The sequence below is a fragment of the Streptomyces sp. NPDC002076 genome, assembly GCF_053593835.1.
Genome location: NZ_JBSFDI010000008.1, coordinates 313,155 through 333,449, shown reverse-complemented (window position 1 = coordinate 333,449; position 20,295 = coordinate 313,155). Strand labels below are relative to the sequence as shown.

Here is a 20,295-nt window from a genome sequence, read left to right as displayed (position 1 = left end):
GGACTGCGGCCCCCGTCCGTCTTACAACCCCTGCGCGTACGAGAAGAACCTCTGCGGGTCGTACTGCTTCTTCACCGTGCCGAGCCGGGTCGCCGCGTCCCCGTAGTACGCCTTCTTCCAGTCCTTCAGCGTCGGGTCGGTGTAGTTCTGGTATGCGGCTCCGGAGGCGTACGGGGCCATCGCCTGGTGGGCGGACGTGAGCCAGGACTGGGCCGTGGCGCCGGAGGCCCCCGCGCCCCAGGACGCTATGTACTGAGCCAGCATCCGGGAGCGGCGGTGGACGAAGGCCGTCGCGGTGGGGGAGACGCGGTTGACCGCGCCGCCGAGGGCGGTGAACGCGATGCTGCCCGCGCCGCCCCGGACCGAGGCGATCTGCCGCAGCACCGTCTGGATGCCCGCCGCCGACAGCGAGCGGTCGAAGAAGTCGGAGCGGGCCGTGTATGTCTCCCGGCCCAGGCGGCCCTGGGGGGAGCGGCCGGGGGTGGAGCCCGGGAGGTGGCACTGGGCGTCCGCGGAGAAGGAGGAGCAGCCGGCGTAGATCTCCATCGCCTCCTCGTAGCCCCGGCGGCGCAGGCTGACGGAGGAGGCGTTCGCGCCGGCCGCGTGGGCCAGGCGGTCGACCGCGTTCTGCAGTTCGCCGTAGGTGCCGAGGGAGAAGCAGGCCACCGAGACGGTGGGGGTGCGGCCCGGTGAGCACTCCAGATGCAGGGAGGACCAGATCTCGTCCGGCTGGCTCGGGCCCCACTCCTGCCAGGCCTTCAGCACGGCCGCGGCCTTGGACCAGGGCCATGTCATGTACGCCGTCACGGCCTGCGGGGCCGGGTGGGTCTTGAACTGCAGCTCGGTGACGACGCCGAAGTTGCCGTTGCCGGCGCCGCGCAGGGCCCAGAAGAGGTCGGAGTGCGAGGACGCGTTCGCCGTCACCTGGGTGCCGTCGGCCGTGATGACCGTCGCCTGGGTGAGGCTGTCGCAGGTCAGGCCGTAGGCGCGGGAGGCGACGCCGTGGCCGCCGCCGAGGACCAGGCCGGAGACGCCGACGGTGGGGCAGGAGCCCGCGGGTATGGTCACGCCCTTCGCGGCCAGCGCCCGGTAGACGTCGATCAGCTTGGAGCCGGCGCCGACGACGGCCTGTCCGCCGGAGACGCGTATGCGGTTCAGCCGGGACACGTCGAGGATGAGGCGGTTGTCGCCGGAGGAGTAGCCCGCGTAGGAGTGGCCGCCGTTGCGTATGGACACCCGGATGCCATGGGCCTGGGCGTAGGCGAGGGTCGTACGGATGTCGCCGGCGTGGGCCACATAGGCGACCGCGGCGGGCTTCAGGGCGTCGAAGCGGGTGTTGTACAGCTGGTGGGCCGTGTTCCAGGCCGCGTCGCCGGGCCGGACCAGGGTGCCGTCCAGGTCATGGGCGAGGGCCGTCCAGTTCGCGGCGGCATTGGCGCTGGTGGTCTTGAGCGACGTGAGCGAGGATGAGCCCGTGCTCGCCGAGGCGGTGGCCCTGCCCGCGCCCGAACTGCAGCCGGTCAATGCGGTCGCGGCCAGTACGGCCGTGCCGCCCGCAATGAACGTACGCCGTTCCATGCCCATCGTCCTGTGCCGCCTTTCCGCAGGCCTCCTTGGCCCGTCCTGGAATGAGACGACCCCCCAGGCGCGTTGGTTCGTAACAGTTCACGCACAGGAGAACGAACGTCGAAGACGGTCCCGCGTAACCCGTTGGCCGGAACCGGCACGTGCCCTCCCCGTAAGCATTCCGTGACCTTACCGGGCCGACGGCAGGGGTTCACCCTCCGTTCACTTCCGGCCATCGGCGGCTTCACCTGTTCTGCCTAATTTCGGCCGTGCACGGTGCGGAGCGCGGCCTTTTGCGCTCGCGCTCCTCCATACCTCGCACGCCGCCGACCGCGGCGGCTCCTGGAAGGAACTCCCGAAAGTGATGCTTCAGCGCAAGAACCGGCTGCGGGCCCTCTCGCTCGGTGCGATTGCCGTGACCGGTGCCCTGGCCCTGACGGCGTGCGGCTCGGACGACAACGGTGGCGGCAGCAAGGCCTCGGGCAACCCGTCCGGCTCGGCGAACGCCTCCTCGATCAAGTGTGACAATGCCAAGGGCCAGCTGCTCGCCGATGGCTCCTCCGCGCAGAAGAACGCGATCGACGCCTGGGTCAAGGAGTTCTCCCAGGCCTGTGGCGTGCAGATCAACTACAAGGGTGGCGGCTCCGGCGCCGGTGTCACCTCCTTCAACCAGGGTCAGCTCGCCTTCGCGGGTTCCGACTCCCGTCTGAAGCCGGACGAGGTCACCGCCTCCCAGAAGGTCTGCTCCGGCGGCCAGGGCATCGACCTGCCGATGGTCGGCGGCCCGATCGCCCTCGGTTACAACGTCCCGGGTGTCGACAACCTGGTCCTGGACGCCCCGACGATCGCCAAGATCTTCGACAGCAAGATCAAGAACTGGAACGACCCGGCGATCAAGAAGCTGAACCCGTCGGCGAAGCTCCCGGACCTGAAGATCCAGGCCTTCCACCGCTCCGAGGACTCCGGCACCACGGACAACTTCACCAAGTACCTGATCGCCACCACCCCGGACAACTGGAAGTACTCCGGCGGCAAGGCCTGGCAGGCCAAGGGCGGCCAGGCGGCCTCCGGCTCCGCCGGTGTGGCCCAGGGCGTCAAGCAGAACTCCGGCGCGATCGGCTACTTCGAGCTGTCCTACGCCAAGGACATGACCACCGTCTCCATCGCCACCGGCGCCAAGGCCCCGGTCAAGCCCTCCGTCGAGAGCGCCACCGCCGACATCGCGGCCGCCAAGGTCGTCGGCACCGGCAAGGACCTGTCGCTGAAGCTGGACTACGCCACCAAGGCCGAGAACGCCTACCCGATCACCCTGGTGACGTACGAGATCGTCTGCGACAAGGGCAACAAGGCGGACACCCTGCCCGCCACCAAGGCGTTCCTCAGCTACATCGCCAGCGAGGACGGTCAGAAGCTCCTGTCGAGCAACGACTACGCCCCGATCCCCGACGCGATCATCGGCAAGGTCCGCACCACCATCGCGGGCCTGAGCTGATCTGATCCGAAAGTGCGGCCCGGCGCCCAGACGGGCCGGGCCGCACCGTCCGGTGCACCGCCGCCATGAGTCGCCGCCCCACCCGGGCGACCGGCTCCGCAGACCGGAGAACCCGATGGACATATCGACCAAGACAACTGACACACCTCCCCCCACGCCCCAGCCCAACGTGGCCGAGCAGAAGCGCAACGCCCGCGGCGCGTCCCGCCCCGGCGACCGCGTCTTCCTCGGCCTCACCCGCGGCTCGGGCATCCTGCTGCTGGTGATCATGGCCGCGATCGCGGTCTTCCTCACCTACCGTTCGTCCCTCGCGATCAGCAAGGACCACGGGAACTTCCTCACCACCTTCGAGTGGAACACCAACCTCACGCCGCCGGTCTTCGGCATCGCGGTGCTGGCCTTCGGCACGATCGTCTCCTCGGTCATCGCCATGGTCATCGCGGTCCCGGTCGCCGTCGCGATCGCGCTGTTCCTCACCCACTACGCCCCGCGCCGGCTGAGCGGTCCCATCGCCTATGTGATCGACCTGCTCGCCGCCGTGCCGTCCATCGTGTACGGCCTCTGGGGTGCCCTGATCCTCGTCCCGCACATGGCGGGCCTGTTCGGCTGGCTGAACGACTACTTCGGCTGGACCGGCATCTTCTCCTGGGACGGCGGCGCCCCCCGCTCCATGCTCACCGTCGGCATCCTGCTGGCGATCATGATCCTGCCGATCATCACCAACGTCAGCCGTGAGGTGTTCCGGCAGGTCCCGCGGATGCACGAGGAGGCCGCACTGGCCCTCGGCGCCACCCGCTGGGAGGTCGTCCGCATGGCCGTGCTGCCCTTCGGCCGCTCCGGTGTGATCTCCGCGTCCATGCTCGGCCTCGGCCGCGCCCTCGGCGAGACGATGGCCGTCGCCACCGTGCTCTCCCCGGACTACGTCATCCACGCCAGCCTGCTGAACCCGGGCGGCGGCACCTTCGCGCAGAACATCGCCAGCAAGTTCGGTGAGGCCACCGAGCAGGGCCGTGACGCGCTGATCGCCTCCGGTCTCGTCCTCTTCGTCATCACCCTGGTGGTCAACGGCGCGGCCCGCATGATCATCGCTCGCCGCAAGGAGTACTCGGGGGCCAACGCATGAGCACCGCAGCCGTCACCCACAAGCGCCACAGCACGCTGCGCGGCGCCAGCCTCCCGAAATGGTTCCCCTGGGCCATCGCGGCCGGCTCGATCGTCCTGGCCGTGGCCATCGGCCTGATCGGCGGACTCAGCAGCAAGGTCCAGTGGGGCCTGATCGCCGCGGTCCTCTTCGTCCTCGGCACCTACGGCATCGCCGCCAAGGTCGAGGGCCGCCGGCAGGCCAAGGACCGGGTCGCCACCTCCCTCGTCTGGGTCGCCTTCCTGCTCGCCGTCATCCCGCTGGTCTCCCTGATCTGGACGACCATCTCGCGCGGCGTGAAGGTCCTCGACGTCTACTTCCTCACCCACTCCATGGGCGTCGTCGCCGACTCCGAGCCCGGCGGCGGTATCTACCACGCCATCATCGGCAGCCTGGAGCAGGTCGGCCTCGCCACCGTCATCGGTGCGCCGATCGGCATCCTCACCGCGATCTACCTGGTGGAGTACGGGCGGGGCAGGCTCGCCAAGGCCGTCACGTTCTTCGTGGACGTCATGACGGGTATCCCGTCGATCGTCGCCGGCCTATTCATCCTGTCGCTGATGCTCATCTTCCAGATGCAGCCCTTCGGCTTCGCCGGTTCGCTGGCCCTGGCCATCCTGATGATGCCGGTCGTCGTCCGCTCCACCGAGGAAATGCTCAAGCTCGTCCCGAACGAGCTGCGCGAGGCCTCGCTGGCACTCGGTGTGCCCAAGTGGCGGACTATCCTCAAGGTGGTCCTGCCGACCTCCATCGGCGGTATCACCACCGGTGTCATGCTGGCCATCGCCCGTATCGCGGGTGAGACCGCTCCGGTGCTGCTGCTGGTGTTCGGCAACCCGTTCATCAACAACAACCCCTTCGAGGGTGCGCAGGCGTCGCTGCCGCTGTTCATCTTCCAGCAGTACCAGCAGAGTGCGGGTGCCAGCGCGGCGTACGACCGTGCCTGGGCGGCCTCCCTCACGCTGATCGCCTTCGTGATGATCCTCAACCTGGTGGCCCGCGGCATCGCCCGCTGGAAGGCCCCGAAGACCGGTCGCTGACGCGGCCATACAGCGACCGAGCTTGAATTTCTGGAAGTGAAGTAGACATGGCCAAGCGAATCGACGTAAGCGGACTGACCGCCTACTACGGCTCCCACAAGGCGATCGAGGACATCTCGATGACCGTCGAGCCGCGTTCGGTGACGGCGTTCATCGGCCCCTCCGGTTGCGGCAAGTCGACGTTCCTGCGCACGCTGAACCGGATGCACGAGGTCACCCCCGGTGGCCGCGTCGAGGGCAAGGTGCTCCTGGACGACGAGGACCTGTACGGCGCCGGGATCGACCCGGTGTCGGTCCGCCGTGAGGTGGGCATGGTCTTCCAGCGCCCGAACCCCTTCCCCACGATGTCGATCTTCGACAACGTGGCGGCGGGTCTGCGCCTGAACGGTAACTACAAGAAGAGCCAGCTGAACGACATCGTCGAGAAGTCGCTCAAGGGTGCGAACCTCTGGAACGAGGTCAAGGACCGCCTGAACAAGCCGGGCTCCGGTCTGTCCGGCGGCCAGCAGCAGCGCCTGTGCATCGCCCGCGCGATCGCGGTCGAGCCCAAGGTCCTGCTCATGGACGAGCCCTGCTCGGCCCTGGACCCGATCTCCACCCTCGCCATCGAGGACCTGATCGGCGAACTGAAGGAGCGCTTCACGATCGTCATCGTGACGCACAACATGCAGCAGGCGGCGCGCGTCTCGGACCGTACGGCGTTCTTCAACCTCGCCGCGGTGGGCCAGCCCGGCCGCCTGATCGAGATCGACGACACCGAGCGCATCTTCTCCAACCCGTCCGTCCAGGCGACGGAGGACTACATCTCGGGCCGCTTCGGCTGAGCCGAGGTCCGATGTCATAGACCCCTCGCGGTGCTGCATGGCGGTGCCACCGCGAGGACGCAAGAGGGCCCGCCCCTGGCTCCCGGGGGCGGGCCCATTGCGTCTGTCTGGAGGCGCTGTGGCCGCCCGGCCGTCACGGTCTTTACGGGTTGAGGTCCAGCACCCGCACCGGCTCGCCGATCCACCGGTCCGGGGTGACGGTGGCGATGAGCGCGCCGTCGGGACGGTCCGGGGTGGGCTGAGCAGCGTACTGACAGTGCGCCGCGGCCCACGAGTGCCGCTGGGCGACCGCCAAGGCCGCGGGCAGGTCCAGGTCCAAAAGGACGATGCCCGGCAGCGCGGCGAGATGCTCCGCGGTACCAGGACGGGCCCGGTCGGCTTCGACCAGTGCGCACGCCGGGGCGTACAGGTACCAGCCGACCTCCACGTGGGCGCGGTGGATCAACCGGGAGGCAAGGACATTGCCCCGGCCGGCCGCGGCCATAGCGGTGTCGTCCAGGACGATGTGCATCGCGTCGCTCACCGGGCGGTCGCCCGGGCCAGCCGGCGGTCCAGCTCGCTGTCGAGGTCTCGTTCCTCTGCGGGAGTGGGTGCGTAGCCGGTCCACTCCGTCAGCGCGGCGCGGGCCTGCTCGGCCCGTTCGGCCCGCTCCGCGGGAGTGAGCAGGGTTTCGGCCAGCCGTGCCAGGTAGGCGCGCAGCGACATCCCCTCGGCTGCCGCTATGGCGGCGAGCCGGTCCCGGGCTTCCTCAGGGATACGGACGTTGGCGTCGGTCATCATCGGACTCCTCGGCACGCGATGGGTACGGGTACGTACCCGTACTGTGCTGACGACTTTACAGCACCGTCAGCTTCTCCAAGCCGAAGGCCAGCGCAGCGACCAGCGCCGCTGCCGGCATGGTGATGAACCAGCCGAGGACGATGTTCTTGGCCACGCCCCAGCGGACGGCGTTGACGCGCCTGGTCGCGCCCACGCCCATGATCGCCGAGGTGATGACGTGGGTCGTTGAGATCGGCGCCTTGAAGAGGAAGGCCGTGCCGAACATGATCGAGGCGCCGGTGGCCTCGGCCGCGAAGCCCTGCGGGGGGTCCAGCTCGATGATCTTGCGACCCAGGGTGCGCATGATGCGCCAGCCGCCCGCGTAGGTGCCCAGGGACAGCATCACCGCCGAGACGATCTTCACCCAGACCGGGATCGGCTCGCCGAACGTCTCGTGGCCGGAAACCACCAGTGCCATGACGACGACACCCATGGTCTTCTGGGCGTCCTGGAGGCCGTGCCCGAGGGCCATGCCGGCCGCGGAGACCGTCTGCGCTATACGGAAGCCGCGCTTGGCCTTGTGCGGGTTGGCCCGGCGGAACAGCCACATGATCGCCAGCATGACGAGGTAGCCGACGATCAGGCCGACCACGGGGGACAGGAACATCGGGATGATGATCTTGTCCAGTACGCCGTTCCAGTGCACCGCCGTACCGCCCGCCAGGGCCGCGCCGACGAGGCCGCCGAACAGGGCGTGGGAGGACGAGGACGGCAGGCCGAAGTACCAGGTGATCAGGTTCCAGGTGATCGCGCCCAGCAGGGCCGCGAAGAGGATGCCCATCCCCGTCGAGCCCGAGGGCGTCTCGATCAGGCCCTCGCTGACGGTCTTGGCGACGCCGGTGCCGAAGAACGCACCGGCCATGTTCATGACGGCGGCCATGGCGAGGGCCGCCCGCGGGGTCAGCGCCCGCGTCGACACCGACGTCGCGATCGCGTTCGCCGAGTCGTGGAAGCCGTTGGTGTAGGTGAAGAAGAGCGCGACCGCGATGGTCACGATGAGCGCGAAGGTGTCCATCGACGCCTCAGGACTCCTTGACGGCGATGGTCTCCACCGTGTTCGCCACGTGCTCGAACGCGTCCGCCGCCTCTTCCAGGACGTCCACGATCTGCTTGAGCTTGAGCACCTCGATCGCGTCGTACTTGCCGTTGAAGAGGTGGGCCAGCAGCTTGCGGTGGATCTGGTCCGCCTGGTTCTCCAGCCGGTTGACCTCGATCCAGTACTCGGTCAGGTTGTCCATCGTGCGCAGGTTGGGCATGGCCTCGGCGGTCAGCTCGGCGGCCCGGGCCAGGACCTCGATCTGCTGCTCGACGCCCTTCGGCAGTTCCTCGACGTTGTAGAGGACGACCAGGTCGACGGCCTCCTCCATGAAGTCCATGATGTCGTCGAGGGACCCGGCGAGGGAGTAGATGTCCTCGCGGTCGAACGGCGTGATGAACGAGGAGTTCAGCTGGTGGAAGATCGCGTGCGTGGCGTCGTCACCCGCGTGTTCCGCGGCCCGCATACGCTCTGCGATCTCGGCTCGGGCAGGTCCGTCCGCCCCGAGCAGTTCCATCAGGAGTTTCGAGCCCGTGACGATGTTGTCCGCGGAGGCGGCGAACATGTCGTAGAAGCTCGTCTCCCTGGGGGTCAGACGAAAGCGCACGTGGGGTCCTCGGGGTGCTTCGGTTTCGGTCAGGCTGATGCTAGGCGCATCATCCGGCCACGGCTAATGGGCCGCATCCCAGTGTCGCCCATCGGGCAGAGTGATCAGCACGGGGGCGTACCAAGGGCTCCTTACCCCGCAAAGTTGGCTACCATATACCCAGTAGGGGTATCTAGCGAGCTCGTCCCGAGATGGAGGCCTGTGATGACGACGACCGAGGCCGGCGCCACGCACGGCTACCACAAGCAGAAGGACGAGCACCTCAAGCGGCTGCGCCGGATCGAGGGGCAGATCCGCGGCCTGCAGCGGATGGTCGAAGAGGACACGTACTGCATCGACATACTGACCCAGGTCTCCGCCTCCACCAAGGCCCTGCAGTCCTTCGCGCTGCAGCTGCTCGAGGAGCATCTGCGGCACTGTGTGGCCGACGCGGCCCTCAAGGGCGGCGACGAGATCGACACCAAGGTGGACGAGGCGACGAAGGCGATCGGCCGGCTGCTGCGCTCCTGATCCCGCCGGCTCCCGCGCTCCGGACCGCTCAGGACTCCCAGGACCGTCGCTCTTCGGCCACCCGCAGCACCTCGTCGATGCTCTCCATGCTGAGCCGGTCCTCGGCCGCGGAGGCCGCGATGATCAGCTCTCCGCACAGCTCGATCTCGGCGAGGGCCACGTGGTCCTGCACCGCCGTACCGCCGACCGGAGCCACCCGCCTCACCTCATCCCTGCCGTCACCGACTATCTAGAGTAGGCAGCGCTCTACACACCGCGCATGGCACGGACGGGCTACTTACGGGGTGGCGCCAGGGACTAGTTGTCGTCCTCGGCGATACGGCCCGCGTAGATGTCCGCCGAACGTGGCAGCCGTACGACCGCGGGGGCGCCGAAGTCGTAGAGCAGGGTCGTCGAGGCGACCGCCACGGGGGTCTTCAGCCTGCCGTTGACGAAGCTGAAGCGCTGCCTGAGCTTGCGGATGCGGCCCTCGTCGTCGAGATAGGCGTCGAACGGCACTTCGGCCGTGGCGAACCCTTTCGCCGCCGCGGCCAGTGGCGCCCTGTTCTCGGCGGAGGCCCGGCGGGCCGCGCTGCCCAGGTCCGCCGTGCCCCGGTAGTGCCGTACGGCGGTCCCGCCGACCTCGGTCCTGCCGACGTAGGTCGCCGTCCGCGTCCCGCGCAGCACCTCGGCCGCCGCGTACGGGTCGGTCGCGCCGCCGGTGACCAGGTTGCCGTCGGACAGTGTGGCGGTGTCCACCCGGACCCATTTGTCGGCGGGCACGCCCGCGCCCCGGTTCTTCATGAACAGGGCGTCCGGGGCGAGGAGTTCGGTGATCGGCTGGTGCTCGGAGGTGCCCGCCGGGTCCTCGGGCAGGACGACGGTGAGCCGGCCGAGCCGGCGCCGGAAGTCGTAGACACCCTGGCCGCGGATGGTGACCCGGGTGCCGCCCGTGGCCATCTCCATGGAGGTGGTGGCCTTGGAACTGCCCGCGTCGCGCAGGATGTCGGCCGCCCGGTGCAGGACGGCGACCGCATCGCCCCCGTCCTTGACGTCCTCGGCGGCGGCCCCGCTGCCGGAACAGCCCGTGGCACCCGCCCCGAGGCCGAGCATGATGCCGACCGCGACGACCGTCCTGCCCGCGTGCCTGTGCTGCCGCCGTTCCATCGCCTGCCTACCCCCAAGCCGGTGTGTCCGTCACGGGCCCCCTGTCGTCCGGTTAACGACAGGTAGGGGGCGCCGTCACGCGCCGACGAGGGGAGGAAAAGCCGTACGAACCCTTTGGCCGCGGAGTGGGTAACGTTGTCAGGGTGGCGCAGCAGGAAGGGCCGGAGCGCATCCGGCAGGGGCAGGAGCACCTCACCTCGACGACGGAACAGGGCCGCTTCTGCATGGCCCGCTGTACGTGCGGCTGGCGCGGTCCGGCCCGCCGGGCCCGCAGCCAGGCCCGTACGGACGCGGAGGCTCACGCGGCGGATCGGTGAAGGGCGTCGATGAGTTCGCAGTCCCGGGGCTGGGTGAGGCGGCTGCGGGCCGCGGCGGGGGAGAGCCACAGGATGCGGTCCACCTCGGCGTTCGGGGCGAAGTGCCCGGAGACCGCCTCGGCCGCCCAGTAACGCACCTGCTTCGGACGGCCGTTCGCGAGATACCGCAGGGTCGGCAGCTCCGCGCCGGGCACGGCCGTGTACCCGGTCTCCTCCGCGACCTCCCGAAGGGCGCCCGCGAGCGCGTCCTCGCCGCGCTTGAGCTTGCCCTTCGGGTGCGACCAGTCGTCGTACTTGGGCCGGTGGACCAGACAGATCTCCAGGTCGCCGGAGACCGGCGAGCGGCGCCACAGCACACAGCCGGCCGCCCGCACCAACGTGTCGCTCACACCACCGCCTCCTCGGGGGACCTCAGGGCGCGTTGACGGTCTGCTTCTGCCAGGCCTGCTGGAAGGCGAACCTGGCGGCCTCCACCTCGTGCCGCTGGTCGGCGTGGAGCACGCCGAGCGCGTACGCCGTCGCCGGGGCGATCCGGGGCGTACGGGCGGCCTGGGCCGCCGCCGCTGCCGCCTCCGAGGCGTCCCGGTGCCGGTTCAGGGCCTGGCCGGCCGCCAGCAGGCGCACGTCGACGGGCATGTTGCCGCCGTGCAGCGCCTCCTGGGCGTACCGGTGCAGGCGCAGCAGCAGCCGGACCTGGTGCCAGGGGCCGTCCTGGGGGTGCGGGGACGGGTCCGGGGACAGTCCGTGCACCAGGGCCTCCGCGTTGTACGGGTGGCCCGCCACGACCAGCGGGAGCCCGGCGATGGCGTCTGTCAGCCGTTCCTCCGCAGCGGCTGCCAGGGGGCGCAGGTCGGTGGTGGGGGCGGTGGGGGTGAGGGGGACCTCGCTGGCGAGTACGGCGACCTTGTCCGCGACGGCGTGGAAGCGGCTCGACCCCAGTGCCTGCAGGGCCGTGGAGTGAGCCCTCGTCCGGGCCAGGGTCAGCTGGCGTTCCAGCAGGGCGCCCGCCTTTGCCGCGCCCACTGTCAAGTTGCCGCGTTCCTGAGGTGCCGTCGGGTGGGTCGGGCCACCGGCGTTGGACGCCGCCGTCGCGCCCGCGGCCACGTTGACCGAAACCACCTGGCCCGGGAAGGCCGTCGCCCCCGACAACCGGTGCAGCGCCAGCAGCAGCCGTTCCAACCGGGCCTCGTACGCGTGCTCCAGGCCCAGCGTGCCGGACAGCCACGCCAGTTCGGGGCGCATCTCCTCGGACCAGTCGGCGTCGAGGAGCGGGCGGAAGGTGTGCAGGCTGCCGCTGATGCGGCGGGCTGAACGGCGCAGGGCGCGCGCCGCGTCGACGGACTCCTCCGCGCCCTTCTCCCCCGCGCTCGCCTGGGCTCGCGCGGGGCCCGCCCCGTTCGCACCGCCCGTCTCGCGGTGCAGGCGCAGGGCGCGGAGGAACTCCGTGGCCTGGGCGCGCAGATACGCCGCGAGGGCGTCCCCGGTCACCACCCCGGCCGTGGGGTCCGTCGGGTCAAGGTGTTGCTGTGCCACGCCGGCGCCTCCGGGCGTCTATGAGCATCTCCTGGACGTTGCGCAGGGGTTGGCCGTCCGCGTCGGTCGCGTGTCGCGTCCACTCGCCGTCCGGACCGAGGTGCCAGGAGGAGGTCGAATCGGACATGCCGGTGTCGAGCAGCCGGTTGAGGGCCGCCCGGTGGGCGGGGTCGACCACCCGCACCAGGGCCTCTATCCGGCGGTCGAGGTTGCGGTGCATCATGTCGGCGCTGCCGATCCACACCTCGGGTTCGCCGCCGTTGCCGAAGGCGAACACACGGGAGTGCTCCAGGAAGCGGCCGAGGATCGAGCGGACCCGGATGTTCTCGGACAGGCCGGTGACGCCGGGGCGGACGGCGCAGATGCCGCGCACCCACACGTCCACCGGCACGCCCGCCTGGGACGCGCGGTAGAGGGCGTCGATGACCGCCTCGTCGACCATCGAGTTGACCTTGATGCGGACGAAGGCCGGGCGGCCCGCGCGGTGGTGCTGGACCTCCTTGTCTATCCGCGAGACCAGTCCGTCGCGCAGGGATTTGGGCGCCACCAGCAGGCGGCGGTAGGTCTCCCGGCGGGAGTAGCCGGACAGGCGGTTGAACAGGTCGGAGAGGTCCGCGCCGACCTGCTGGTCGGCGGTGAGCAGGCCCAGGTCCTCGTACAGGCGCGCCGTCTTCGGGTGGTAGTTGCCCGTGCCGACGTGGCTGTAGCGGCGCAGCGTCTCGCCCTCCTGGCGGACCACCAGGGACAGCTTGCAGTGCGTCTTCAGGCCGACCAGGCCGTAGACGACATGGCAGCCGGCCTCCTCCAGCTTGCGCGCCCACTTGATGTTGGCGTGCTCGTCGAAGCGGGCCTTGATCTCGACCAGGACGAGGACCTGCTTGCCGGACTCGGCGGCGTCGATGAGCGCGTCGACTATCGGGGAGTCGCCGGAGGTGCGGTACAGGGTCTGCTTGATCGCGAGGACGTCCGGGTCGCCCGCCGCCTGCTCCAGGAAGGCCTGCACGGAGGTGGAGAAGCTGTCGTACGGGTGGTGCAGCAGCACGTCCCGGGTGCGCAGGGCCGCGAAGATGTCCGGCGCAGACGCCGACTCCACCTCGGCGAGGTCGCGGTGGGTGCCGGCGACGAACTTCGGGTACTTCAGCTCGGGCCGGTCGAGGCTGTGGATGCGGAAGAGGCCGGTGAGGTCGAGCGGGCCGGGCAGCGGGTACACCTCGGCCTCGCTGATCTTCAGCTCGCGGACCAGCAGGTCCAGCACCTCGCGGTCGATGGACTCCTCGACCTCCAGGCGCACCGGCGGGCCGAAGCGGCGCCGCATGAGCTCCTTCTCCAGGGCCTGGAGCAGGTTCTCGGCGTCGTCCTCCTCCACTTCCAGGTCCTCGTTGCGGGTGAGGCGGAAGGTGTGGTGCTCCAGCACCTCCATGCCCGGGAACAGCTCCTCCAGGTGCGCGGCGATGACGTCCTCGATGGGGACGTACCGGCCGGGGCTGCTCTCCAGGAAGCGCGACAGCAGCGGCGGCACCTTCACCCGCGCGAAGTGCTTGTGGCCGCTCACCGGGTTGCGTACGACGACGGCCAGGTTGAGGGAGAGGCCGGAGATGTACGGGAAGGGGTGCGCGGGGTCGACGGCCAGCGGGGTGAGGACCGGGAAGATCTGGTGCCGGAACAGCGTGAACAGGCGCGCCTGCTCCTTGTCGGTCAGCTCGTTCCAGCGGACCAGGTGGATGCCCTCCTCCGCGAGCGCGGGGGCGACGTCCTCGTGGTAGCAGGCGGCGTGCCGGGCCATGAGCTCGCGCGAGCGGGCCCAGATCATCTCCAGCACCTCGCGCGGCTGCAGCCCGGAGGCCGAGCGCGTCGCGACGCCGGTGGCGATACGGCGCTTCAGACCGGCCACCCGGACCATGAAGAACTCGTCCAGGTTGCTGGCGAAGATCGCGAGGAAGTTCGCCCGCTCCAGCAGTGGTGTGTTCGGGTCCTCGGCCAGCTCCAGGACGCGCTCGTTGAAAGCGAGCCAGCTGCGCTCACGGTCGAGGAAACGGCCCTGGGGCAGCGGCGCACCCCCGGCCTTCGTCTCGTCGTACGCGTCGAGATCAGCGTCGAGGTCCGGCTCCAGATCGGAGACCGAGCCCGCGACGGTGCGCGAGCGGTGTGCGGCTATGGAGCCCACGTCGGGCTGGATGTGCTGGACCTCTGCCTGGGTGTCTTGCTGACTCATGAACCCATTCTTCCGCGCTACAGGCATGACAGGCGCGTCGGAACGTGCGGGCGGGAGCGTCATGGCCCCGTTTTCCGCGGGCCCCTCGGGGGGCGGCGAAGGCTCTGGCACGGCGGGCTGCATTGGCCGAGCGTCGCAAGTCTGGCTGAATCGATGGTTACGGAGACATGACGTCCGGGATAGCGCGGGGCGGCTCCCGGGGGTCCTGGTTGCGAAAGCGAGGCGGGCGGCGCGCCCCGAAAGGCACGCCGCCGGTATCTCAACGGCGATCAGGCGCCGACGAGGACGCGCTCCGCTTCCCCAGCCGCCCCCAGCGCCCCGGTCAGCCGCCGCAGCACCAGGTAGGAGGCGACCACCAGCACCCCGGCGACCGCCAGGAACAGCGCGCTGACGGTGAGCTGGAGCGGCCAGTAGTGAGAGTAGGGGTGATAGGTGTTGAAGTAACCGACCGCGTAGACGGAGGCGCGGTCGCACGCCCCGGAACCGCAGGACACATGCTCGCCGGTCCTGGTCACCAGGCCCTGGGCGACGATGAGGCCGTCACCGCGGTAGCCCTGGTGGAGGTCGCCGACGCGGGTGACCGCCGGCCACAGGTGGGGCAGCAGCTGCTGGGCCACGCCGGCGACGCCCGCGGTGAACAGCGTGCCGACGACCAGCGCGGGCAGCGTACGGCGCAGCACCAGGCCCGCCAGGGTGCCGGCCGCCAGTCCGGTCAGGGCCAGCGCGGCGGTGGTGGGGCCGTTGGCGTGGAAGGTCGTCAGCTCGTACCAGCGCTTGGCGGTGTCGATCCGGCCCAGCCCCGCCGACCAGGCCCGGTGGTGCAGCCAGAACAGCAGACAGGTGCCGGTGGCGACGAGGGCCGCCGGGACGGCCAGCCGGACGGTGAGCCAGCGGGCGGGGGAGGCGCCCTGGGTCCAGGACAGCCGAGCGGTGCCGGTCTCCATCTCCCGGCCGGTCAGGGCGGCACCGGCCCACGCGGCCACCAGGAAGGGCAGCGCGTTCAGGGCGTAGGTGGCGTAGTCGTAGTAGTTCTTGTAGCGCAGGATCGCGGCCTGGTCGTATGCGCATACGCCCAGGCCGCAGGCGTCGAACTGGCGCCAGCCCGCGGCGGCGGCGTCGGCGAGCGGCCCTGCCAGGGCGAGTTGTACGGCGGTCAGGACGATCACCAGGCCGGCGAAGCCGTACAGCGCGGGGCGGTGCAGTCGCAGCAGCCAGCGGGCGGTGCGGGGCCGCGGGGCGGTCGGGACGGTGGTCACGCGGCACTCTCCTCGGTGACGGCCGGTGCGGTGGTGAGGGCGGGGGCCTCGGGATTGCGCAGGTGGGCGAGGACCAGTTCCTCCAGCGTGGGCGGCGTGGCGCGCCAGTCGGCGGGGAGCGGTCCGGCCGGGCGGAGCAGCGCGGTCAGCTGGCGGCCGGTGACCCGGGACTCGACGACGGCGTGTGCGTCGAGGCGGGCGGAGTCGGCGGCGCCGGTGACCCGGAGGTGGGCATTGAGCAGGTCGTCGATCTCGCCGGCCAGCCGGATCCGGCCGCCGCCGACGAGCAGGAGATGGTCGCAGGAGTCCTCCAGCTCGGCCACGACGTGCGAGGACAGCACGATGGTGGTGCCGTACTGGGCGGCCTGGGCCATCAGCGTGCCCATCAGCTCGTGCCGGGCGAGGGGATCGAGGTCGGCCATCGGCTCGTCCAGGAGCAGCAGTTCGGGCCGCTTGCCGAGGGCGAGGGCGAGCGCGACCCGGGTGCGCTGACCGCCGGAGAGGGAGCGGATGCGGGCCCTGGGGTCCAGGTCGCCGCCCGCGACGACGTGCTCGGCGGCGGCCGCGTCCCAGTGCCCGGGGTTGAGGTCGGCGCCCATGCGCAGGATCTCGGCGATCGTGAGCTGCGGGTAGAGCGGCTTGTCCTGGGCGACGTAGCCGACCCGCGGGCGGGCCGCGGCCGCGCTTGTGCCGAGCACCCGCAGCCGGCCCTCGGTGGGCGGGAGCAGCCCCGCGGCGAGGGCGAGCAGCGTCGACTTGCCGGCGCCGTTGGGCCCGACGACGGCGCACACCCGCCCGGCGGGCAGCCGGAAGGCACAGTCGCGCAGCGCCCACCCGCCCCGGCGTCCGAAGCGCTTGCCGAGGCCGGTCGCCTCGATCGCCGTGTCGCTCATGAACGTTCTCCCTGGAAGTGCGTGTCGAGTACGGCGGTGAAGAGTGCGGCCACGTCGTCCCGCTCCAGCCCGGCGCCGCGCGCCCGCTCGGCCCATGCCTCCAGCTCCGTGCGGAGGGAGGGGTCGACCGGGGTGCTGCCGAGCGCCCGCCGCACAAAGGTCCCGAGGCCCCGGCGCGCCTCCACCAGTCCCTCGCGTTCCAGTTCCCGGTACGCCTTCAGGACGGTGTTGGGGTTGATCGCGGTGGCCTCCACGACCTCACGTGCGGTGGGCAGCCGGTCTCCCGGCTGCAGCAGGCCCATGCGCAGGGCCTGTTTGGTCTGCTGGACGATCTGGACGTAGGTGGCGACCCCGCTGTGCCGGTCGATGCGGTACTCGACCATGCGTTGAACCACCCTTTCACTAATTGAGTAGTGAAAGGGTGGTGCAAGAGAGGGGCGGCCGTCAAGCCGGCCGCCCCTATCCCGCCGAATGTCAGGTCTTCGTGCGGTACCTGCGGTATGTCAGGTCTCCGTGCGGTACATCAGGTCCGTCTCGTGTGTCGTGAAGCCCAGCCGCTCGTACACCGACACCGCCGCCTGGTTGTCGGCGTCGACGTAGAGCATCGCGGTCGGCAGCTGCTGATCGGCCAGGTGGCGCAGGCCGATCGTGGTGAGGGCCTTGCCGAGGCCGCCGCCCTGTTCGCCGGGCCGGACCCCGAGGACGTACACCTCGCCGAGGGCTTCCTCGGCGTGCACCTTGGTCCAGTGGAAGCCGATCACCTCCCCGCGCCGCTCGGCGAGGAAGAACCCGGCCGGGTCGAACCACGGCTCGGCCTTGCGGTCGTCGAGGTCCCGCTGGGTCAGCGAACCCTGCTCGGGGTGGTGGGCGAAGGCGGCCGCGTTGACCGCGAGCCAGGCCGCGTCGTCCTTGCCGGGCACGAAGGTGCGCACGCTCACGCCCTCCGGCAGCACCGGGTCGGGCAGCTGCAGATCGGTCAACGGCCGCCGCATCTGCCGCAGTTCGCGAAACAGGGTCAGGCCGAGCACCTGGGCGAGATGCCGGGCGGCGGGATGCCCGCCGTGCGCCCACACCCTGAGCCGCTTGCCGGAGGCGGCGAGCAGTGCCGCGCCGAGCGCCCGCCCGTGCCCCTGCCCCCGGTCCACCGGCCGTACGACGAGTTCGGCGGCCGGCGCCTCGACCGGGTCGGTGTCCTCCAGTTGGGCGTAGCCCACGAGTTCGCCGTCGACGCACAGCAGCAGATGCGAGACGCCCTCGCGGGCGCCCCCGCGCAGTTGCAGTCGGCCCTGCTCGGACACCGGCTGCTGCCCGTCGACCGCGGCGGCCTCGGCGAGCAGGGCCCGCACGGCATCGGCCTGGTCCGGGGTGAGCGCGGAGTGGGTCTCGATGGAGCGGGCGGGGAAGGCCCGTACGGTGTCGTCGCTGCTCATGCGTAGAGGGTACGGCAGCCACCCCGTAAAACCTATGTGAATGGCGCCGTGGTTCCCGAAAATTCCTGTGAATTGCTCACAGTGCTCTTTAATTGAGGTCTCACCGGAATTGACTTTTCCCGGCTTTCGAATGCCGTAATGTTTTCCGTGTCGGAATTCTCCGACGTGAATCACGGGAAACGGAGAATCGCCATGTCTTTCCACAGGCTCGCCCCCATTCAAGAAGCACTGCAAGCCCGCTCCGGAGCGGAAGAAACCGGCGCCGGAGAAGCGGCCCGGGCAGGCGCCGAAGCGCCGGCCGGTCGGAGACGAGGGCTGAGTCGGGCCGTCGTCGGGCGGGTCACCGGTTATCGCGTGGTCGCGCCGGTGGCCCCGCGGCGGGCAGGCAGGCAGAGCGTCTGTCCACAGCTGTGGACAGGAGTCGTCGATGCTCGGGGAAGCCCGGGAGGCCTTCCGCCGATTCTGGCCGCTGACCCGCGGGGACCGTAAATGGCTCGGCGTGATCATCGCCTGCGTGGTTGTTTCCGCGCTCGCCGAGACCGCCGCGATCCTGCTGTTCGCCGAGTTGACCGACCACGCCCTGAAGGCCGGTTCACTGTCCGCCTTGTGGGGACCGGCCGGCGCCTGGCTCGGCGCGGCCGCGCTCGCCGCGCTGGTCGGTTGTCTGGGCAATTCCCTGGCCGCCTGGACCGCCGAGAGATTCGTGCTGCGATTGCGCGCGGCCGTCTTCCGCCATGTCCAGGACCTGCCGCCGCACTTCTTCCAGCAGCACCGCCGGGGCGACCTGGTCGAACGGCTCACCGGAGACGTCGAGTCCATCGAACAACTGGTGGTCTCCGGCGTCGTGGGCGCGGTCTCGGCCGCGTTCTCCGCCGGTTTCCATGCCACCGCCGCCTTCTGGCTGCGCTGGGACCTGGCGCTGGCCACCTTCGTCCTCGCGCCCCTGTTCCTGCTCGCCGGGCGCCGCTTCTCCGGCCGGATCGAACAGGCTGCCCGTGACGGGCGGGTGGCGGACGGCGCGATCACCTCGGTGGTGGAGGAGTCGCTCGGCAATGTCGTCCTCACCCAGGCGTACAACAGACAGCGGGACGAGGAGAGACGGCTCGACCGCGAGGCCCGCGCCTGGCTGCGGGCGAGCGTGCGCGGGGCCCGGCTGGGCGAGACGTACGAGCAGTTCGTCCAGGTCGTCGAGACGCTCTGCGTGCTCGCGGTGATCGGGCTGGGCGTCTGGGAGATCTCCGCCGGTCGTATGACCCTCGGCCAACTCCTCGCGTTCGCCGCCTTCCTCGGCTACCTCTACCCGCCGGTCCGCAACCTCGGCCGACTGGGCCTGACCGTCACCGCGGCCACCGCCGGCGCCCGCCGCATCGGCGAGATCCTGGACGCCGAGCCCGCCGTCACCGACCCCGCAGACCCGGTCCCGCAGTGGCCCGTACGCGGCTGGGTCGGCTTCCACGACGTGTCCTTCCGCTACCCGGGCGCCCGCAGCGCCTCCCACCCTCGCCGCCGCCGACCGCGTCCTGGTCGTCGACCACGGACGCCTGGTGGAGACGGGCACGCACCAGGAACTCCTCGCCCGGGGCGGCGCGTACGCCCGTCTCGCCCAGCCGCTGCCGCAGGCGGTGGCGGTACCGGCGCCGACGGGCGACGACACACTCATCCTGCGCCGGTGAGGGCGATGACGCCGCAGACGGCCGACGGCACATCGCGGCACTTCCGGCGCGGAGCGCTCAGCGCGGCAGCCGCAGGGCGCGGGCGGCGAAGTACCGGGCGAGCAGGAGCCCGAGCAGGCCGAAAGCGGCCAGCGGTATGACCAGGAGCAGCAGGTAGAGATTGGCCGGCGTCCCGGCGACGTCCTCCGCCAGCGCGACCAGGATCATCAAGGCGAACACCACCGCGGCCGCGACGCTCGCCCACTGCCATCCCCGTCGTCGCCCGGCCTGCCGCAGGATCCCCTCCTCGATCTCGGCCCGCTGCCCGTAGGGCATCCCGTACCGCCAGGCGGCCTCGCGCAGGGCCGCGACCTCGGCGTAGGGATCGTCCAGCTGCCACTCGTTGATCTGCGGGAGCAGGAAGCGGCGGCCTTCCAGGTCGTACAGGTAGGCCGGCCACCGGGGGTGGGCGTTGAGGGGCTGGCTGCCGGAGTTCTCGATCCGGATGTCGTAGACGGTGGACCAGGCCCAGGTGCGCGCCCGCAGGGGTCCCTGGCGGGTGATTCCCCGGGTCGTCACCACGGTGCGCGCCCGCCACTCCGACAGGGCGCCCCACACGCAGACCGCCACGAGAGCGGCGAGCGCGACGGGGGCCCACAGGATCGGCAGGACGTGGCGGGTGCGGATGGTCTGCAGCGCGGCGTTGCCCAGGAAGATGAGCGGCAGCAGCGCGGCCTGCCGGGGCCGTCTTCGCTGCCTGCGGTACTCCCGTGCCGACGCGCCCTCGTCCATGGAGATCCCCTCCCCGGCGCACCGGAAGG

Annotated in this window: 21 protein-coding genes and 1 pseudogene; 7 read left to right on the top strand and 15 right to left on the bottom strand. The window is 70.6% G+C overall.

Annotation, left to right across the window (positions count from 1 at the left end):
* Positions 1-21: 21 nt before the first annotated feature.
* The gene (locus ACWCQS_RS19945; RefSeq protein WP_451005622.1) at positions 22-1,578 is read right to left on the bottom strand and encodes an FAD-binding oxidoreductase; all 1,557 of its coding nucleotides are present in this window, start codon (positions 1,576-1,578) and stop codon (positions 22-24) included.
* 349 nt (positions 1,579-1,927) lie between these two features.
* Here ACWCQS_RS19945 and pstS point away from each other — a divergent pair, with 349 nt between their 5' ends.
* From pstS to pstB, 4 genes are all read left to right on the top strand, one after another.
* Entirely contained in the window at positions 1,928-3,058 is a 1,131-nt protein-coding gene (gene pstS, locus ACWCQS_RS19940; RefSeq protein WP_451005621.1) for a phosphate ABC transporter substrate-binding protein PstS, read from the top strand.
* Between the two features lie 115 nt (positions 3,059-3,173).
* Positions 3,174-4,181 (top strand): phosphate ABC transporter permease subunit PstC, encoded by a 1,008-nt coding sequence (gene pstC / locus ACWCQS_RS19935; RefSeq protein WP_451005620.1) that lies wholly within the window; start codon positions 3,174-3,176, stop codon positions 4,179-4,181.
* Entirely contained in the window at positions 4,178-5,239 is a 1,062-nt protein-coding gene (gene pstA, locus ACWCQS_RS19930) for a phosphate ABC transporter permease PstA (RefSeq protein ID WP_451005619.1), read from the top strand. Before pstC ends, pstA begins: the two co-directional genes overlap by 4 nt.
* Before the next feature lie 47 nt (positions 5,240-5,286).
* Positions 5,287-6,063, top strand: coding sequence for a phosphate ABC transporter ATP-binding protein PstB (pstB, locus tag ACWCQS_RS19925; protein WP_069780064.1), 777 nt, complete (start codon positions 5,287-5,289; stop codon positions 6,061-6,063).
* Positions 6,064-6,205: 142 nt separating this feature from the next.
* Here pstB and ACWCQS_RS19920 read toward each other — a convergent pair whose 3' ends face one another.
* Genes ACWCQS_RS19920 through ACWCQS_RS19905 form a run of 4 tightly spaced genes read right to left on the bottom strand, consistent with a single transcriptional unit; the run spans position 6,206 to position 8,525 of the window.
* Complete coding sequence (locus ACWCQS_RS19920; protein WP_451005654.1) at positions 6,206-6,574, bottom strand: hypothetical protein; 369 nt, start codon at positions 6,572-6,574, stop codon at positions 6,206-6,208.
* Positions 6,575-6,582: 8 nt separating this feature from the next.
* A complete protein-coding gene (locus tag ACWCQS_RS19915) occupies positions 6,583-6,840 on the bottom strand; it encodes a hypothetical protein (protein WP_069783739.1) in 258 nt (85 codons plus the stop codon).
* Between the two features lie 58 nt (positions 6,841-6,898).
* Positions 6,899-7,897: an anion permease gene (locus tag ACWCQS_RS19910; RefSeq protein WP_451005618.1), complete on the bottom strand. Its 999-nt coding sequence runs from the start codon at positions 7,895-7,897 to the stop codon at positions 6,899-6,901.
* Between the two features lie 7 nt (positions 7,898-7,904).
* Positions 7,905-8,525 carry a DUF47 domain-containing protein gene (locus ACWCQS_RS19905; RefSeq protein ID WP_351615062.1) on the bottom strand — a complete coding sequence of 207 codons (621 nt, stop codon included), beginning with the start codon at positions 8,523-8,525 and terminating at the stop codon, positions 7,905-7,907.
* A 204-nt stretch (positions 8,526-8,729) separates the two neighbouring features.
* Here ACWCQS_RS19905 and ACWCQS_RS19900 point away from each other — a divergent pair, with 204 nt between their 5' ends.
* Positions 8,730-9,035 carry a metal-sensitive transcriptional regulator gene (locus ACWCQS_RS19900; protein WP_451005617.1) on the top strand — a complete coding sequence of 102 codons (306 nt, stop codon included), beginning with the start codon at positions 8,730-8,732 and terminating at the stop codon, positions 9,033-9,035.
* A gap of 28 nt (positions 9,036-9,063) precedes the next feature.
* Here ACWCQS_RS19900 and ACWCQS_RS19895 read toward each other — a convergent pair whose 3' ends face one another.
* Both ACWCQS_RS19895 and ACWCQS_RS19890 read right to left on the bottom strand, forming a co-directional pair.
* Entirely contained in the window at positions 9,064-9,231 is a 168-nt protein-coding gene (locus ACWCQS_RS19895) for a hypothetical protein (RefSeq protein ID WP_388631014.1), read from the bottom strand.
* Between the two features lie 101 nt (positions 9,232-9,332).
* The gene (locus ACWCQS_RS19890; protein WP_451005616.1) at positions 9,333-10,181 is read right to left on the bottom strand and encodes a hypothetical protein; all 849 of its coding nucleotides are present in this window, start codon (positions 10,179-10,181) and stop codon (positions 9,333-9,335) included.
* Between the two features lie 143 nt (positions 10,182-10,324).
* Between ACWCQS_RS19890 and ACWCQS_RS19885 the strand changes: the two genes are divergently transcribed.
* Entirely contained in the window at positions 10,325-10,498 is a 174-nt protein-coding gene (locus ACWCQS_RS19885) for a hypothetical protein (RefSeq protein ID WP_451005615.1), read from the top strand.
* Here the strand turns inward: ACWCQS_RS19885 and ACWCQS_RS19880 are convergent.
* The 7 genes from ACWCQS_RS19880 to mshD form a co-directional block, all read right to left on the bottom strand.
* Positions 10,480-10,887, bottom strand: a complete 408-nt coding sequence (locus ACWCQS_RS19880) for an NUDIX hydrolase (RefSeq protein WP_451005614.1) — start codon at positions 10,885-10,887, stop codon at positions 10,480-10,482. The two genes, ACWCQS_RS19885 and ACWCQS_RS19880, sit on opposite strands and share 19 nt — an antisense overlap.
* Positions 10,888-10,909: 22 nt before the next feature.
* Positions 10,910-12,031, bottom strand: a complete 1,122-nt coding sequence (locus tag ACWCQS_RS19875) for a CHAD domain-containing protein (protein ID WP_451005613.1) — start codon at positions 12,029-12,031, stop codon at positions 10,910-10,912.
* Positions 12,012-14,366: an RNA degradosome polyphosphate kinase gene (locus ACWCQS_RS19870; protein ID WP_451005612.1), complete on the bottom strand. Its 2,355-nt coding sequence runs from the start codon at positions 14,364-14,366 to the stop codon at positions 12,012-12,014. Before ACWCQS_RS19870 ends, ACWCQS_RS19875 begins: the two co-directional genes overlap by 20 nt.
* A 146-nt stretch (positions 14,367-14,512) precedes the next feature.
* Positions 14,513-15,499 (bottom strand): ABC transporter permease, encoded by a 987-nt coding sequence (locus tag ACWCQS_RS19865; protein WP_451005611.1) that lies wholly within the window; start codon positions 15,497-15,499, stop codon positions 14,513-14,515.
* Complete coding sequence (locus tag ACWCQS_RS19860) at positions 15,496-16,392, bottom strand: ABC transporter ATP-binding protein (RefSeq protein ID WP_451005610.1); 897 nt, start codon at positions 16,390-16,392, stop codon at positions 15,496-15,498. Before ACWCQS_RS19860 ends, ACWCQS_RS19865 begins: the two co-directional genes overlap by 4 nt.
* On the bottom strand, positions 16,389-16,775 hold the full coding sequence (locus ACWCQS_RS19855; RefSeq protein WP_450985647.1) for a GntR family transcriptional regulator: 387 nt from the start codon (positions 16,773-16,775) through the stop codon (positions 16,389-16,391). Before ACWCQS_RS19855 ends, ACWCQS_RS19860 begins: the two co-directional genes overlap by 4 nt.
* A 120-nt stretch (positions 16,776-16,895) precedes the next feature.
* Entirely contained in the window at positions 16,896-17,822 is a 927-nt protein-coding gene (gene mshD, locus ACWCQS_RS19850; protein ID WP_451005609.1) for a mycothiol synthase, read from the bottom strand.
* Positions 17,823-18,249: 427 nt separating this feature from the next.
* Between mshD and ACWCQS_RS19845 the strand changes: the two are divergent.
* Positions 18,250-19,309 (top strand): annotated as a pseudogene (locus ACWCQS_RS19845) (ABC transporter transmembrane domain-containing protein); the annotation flags it as partial.
* 243 nt (positions 19,310-19,552) lie between these two features.
* Here ACWCQS_RS19845 and ACWCQS_RS19840 read toward each other — a convergent pair.
* Entirely contained in the window at positions 19,553-20,266 is a 714-nt protein-coding gene (locus tag ACWCQS_RS19840) for a PH domain-containing protein (protein ID WP_451005608.1), read from the bottom strand.
* Positions 20,267-20,295 lie beyond the last annotated feature (29 nt).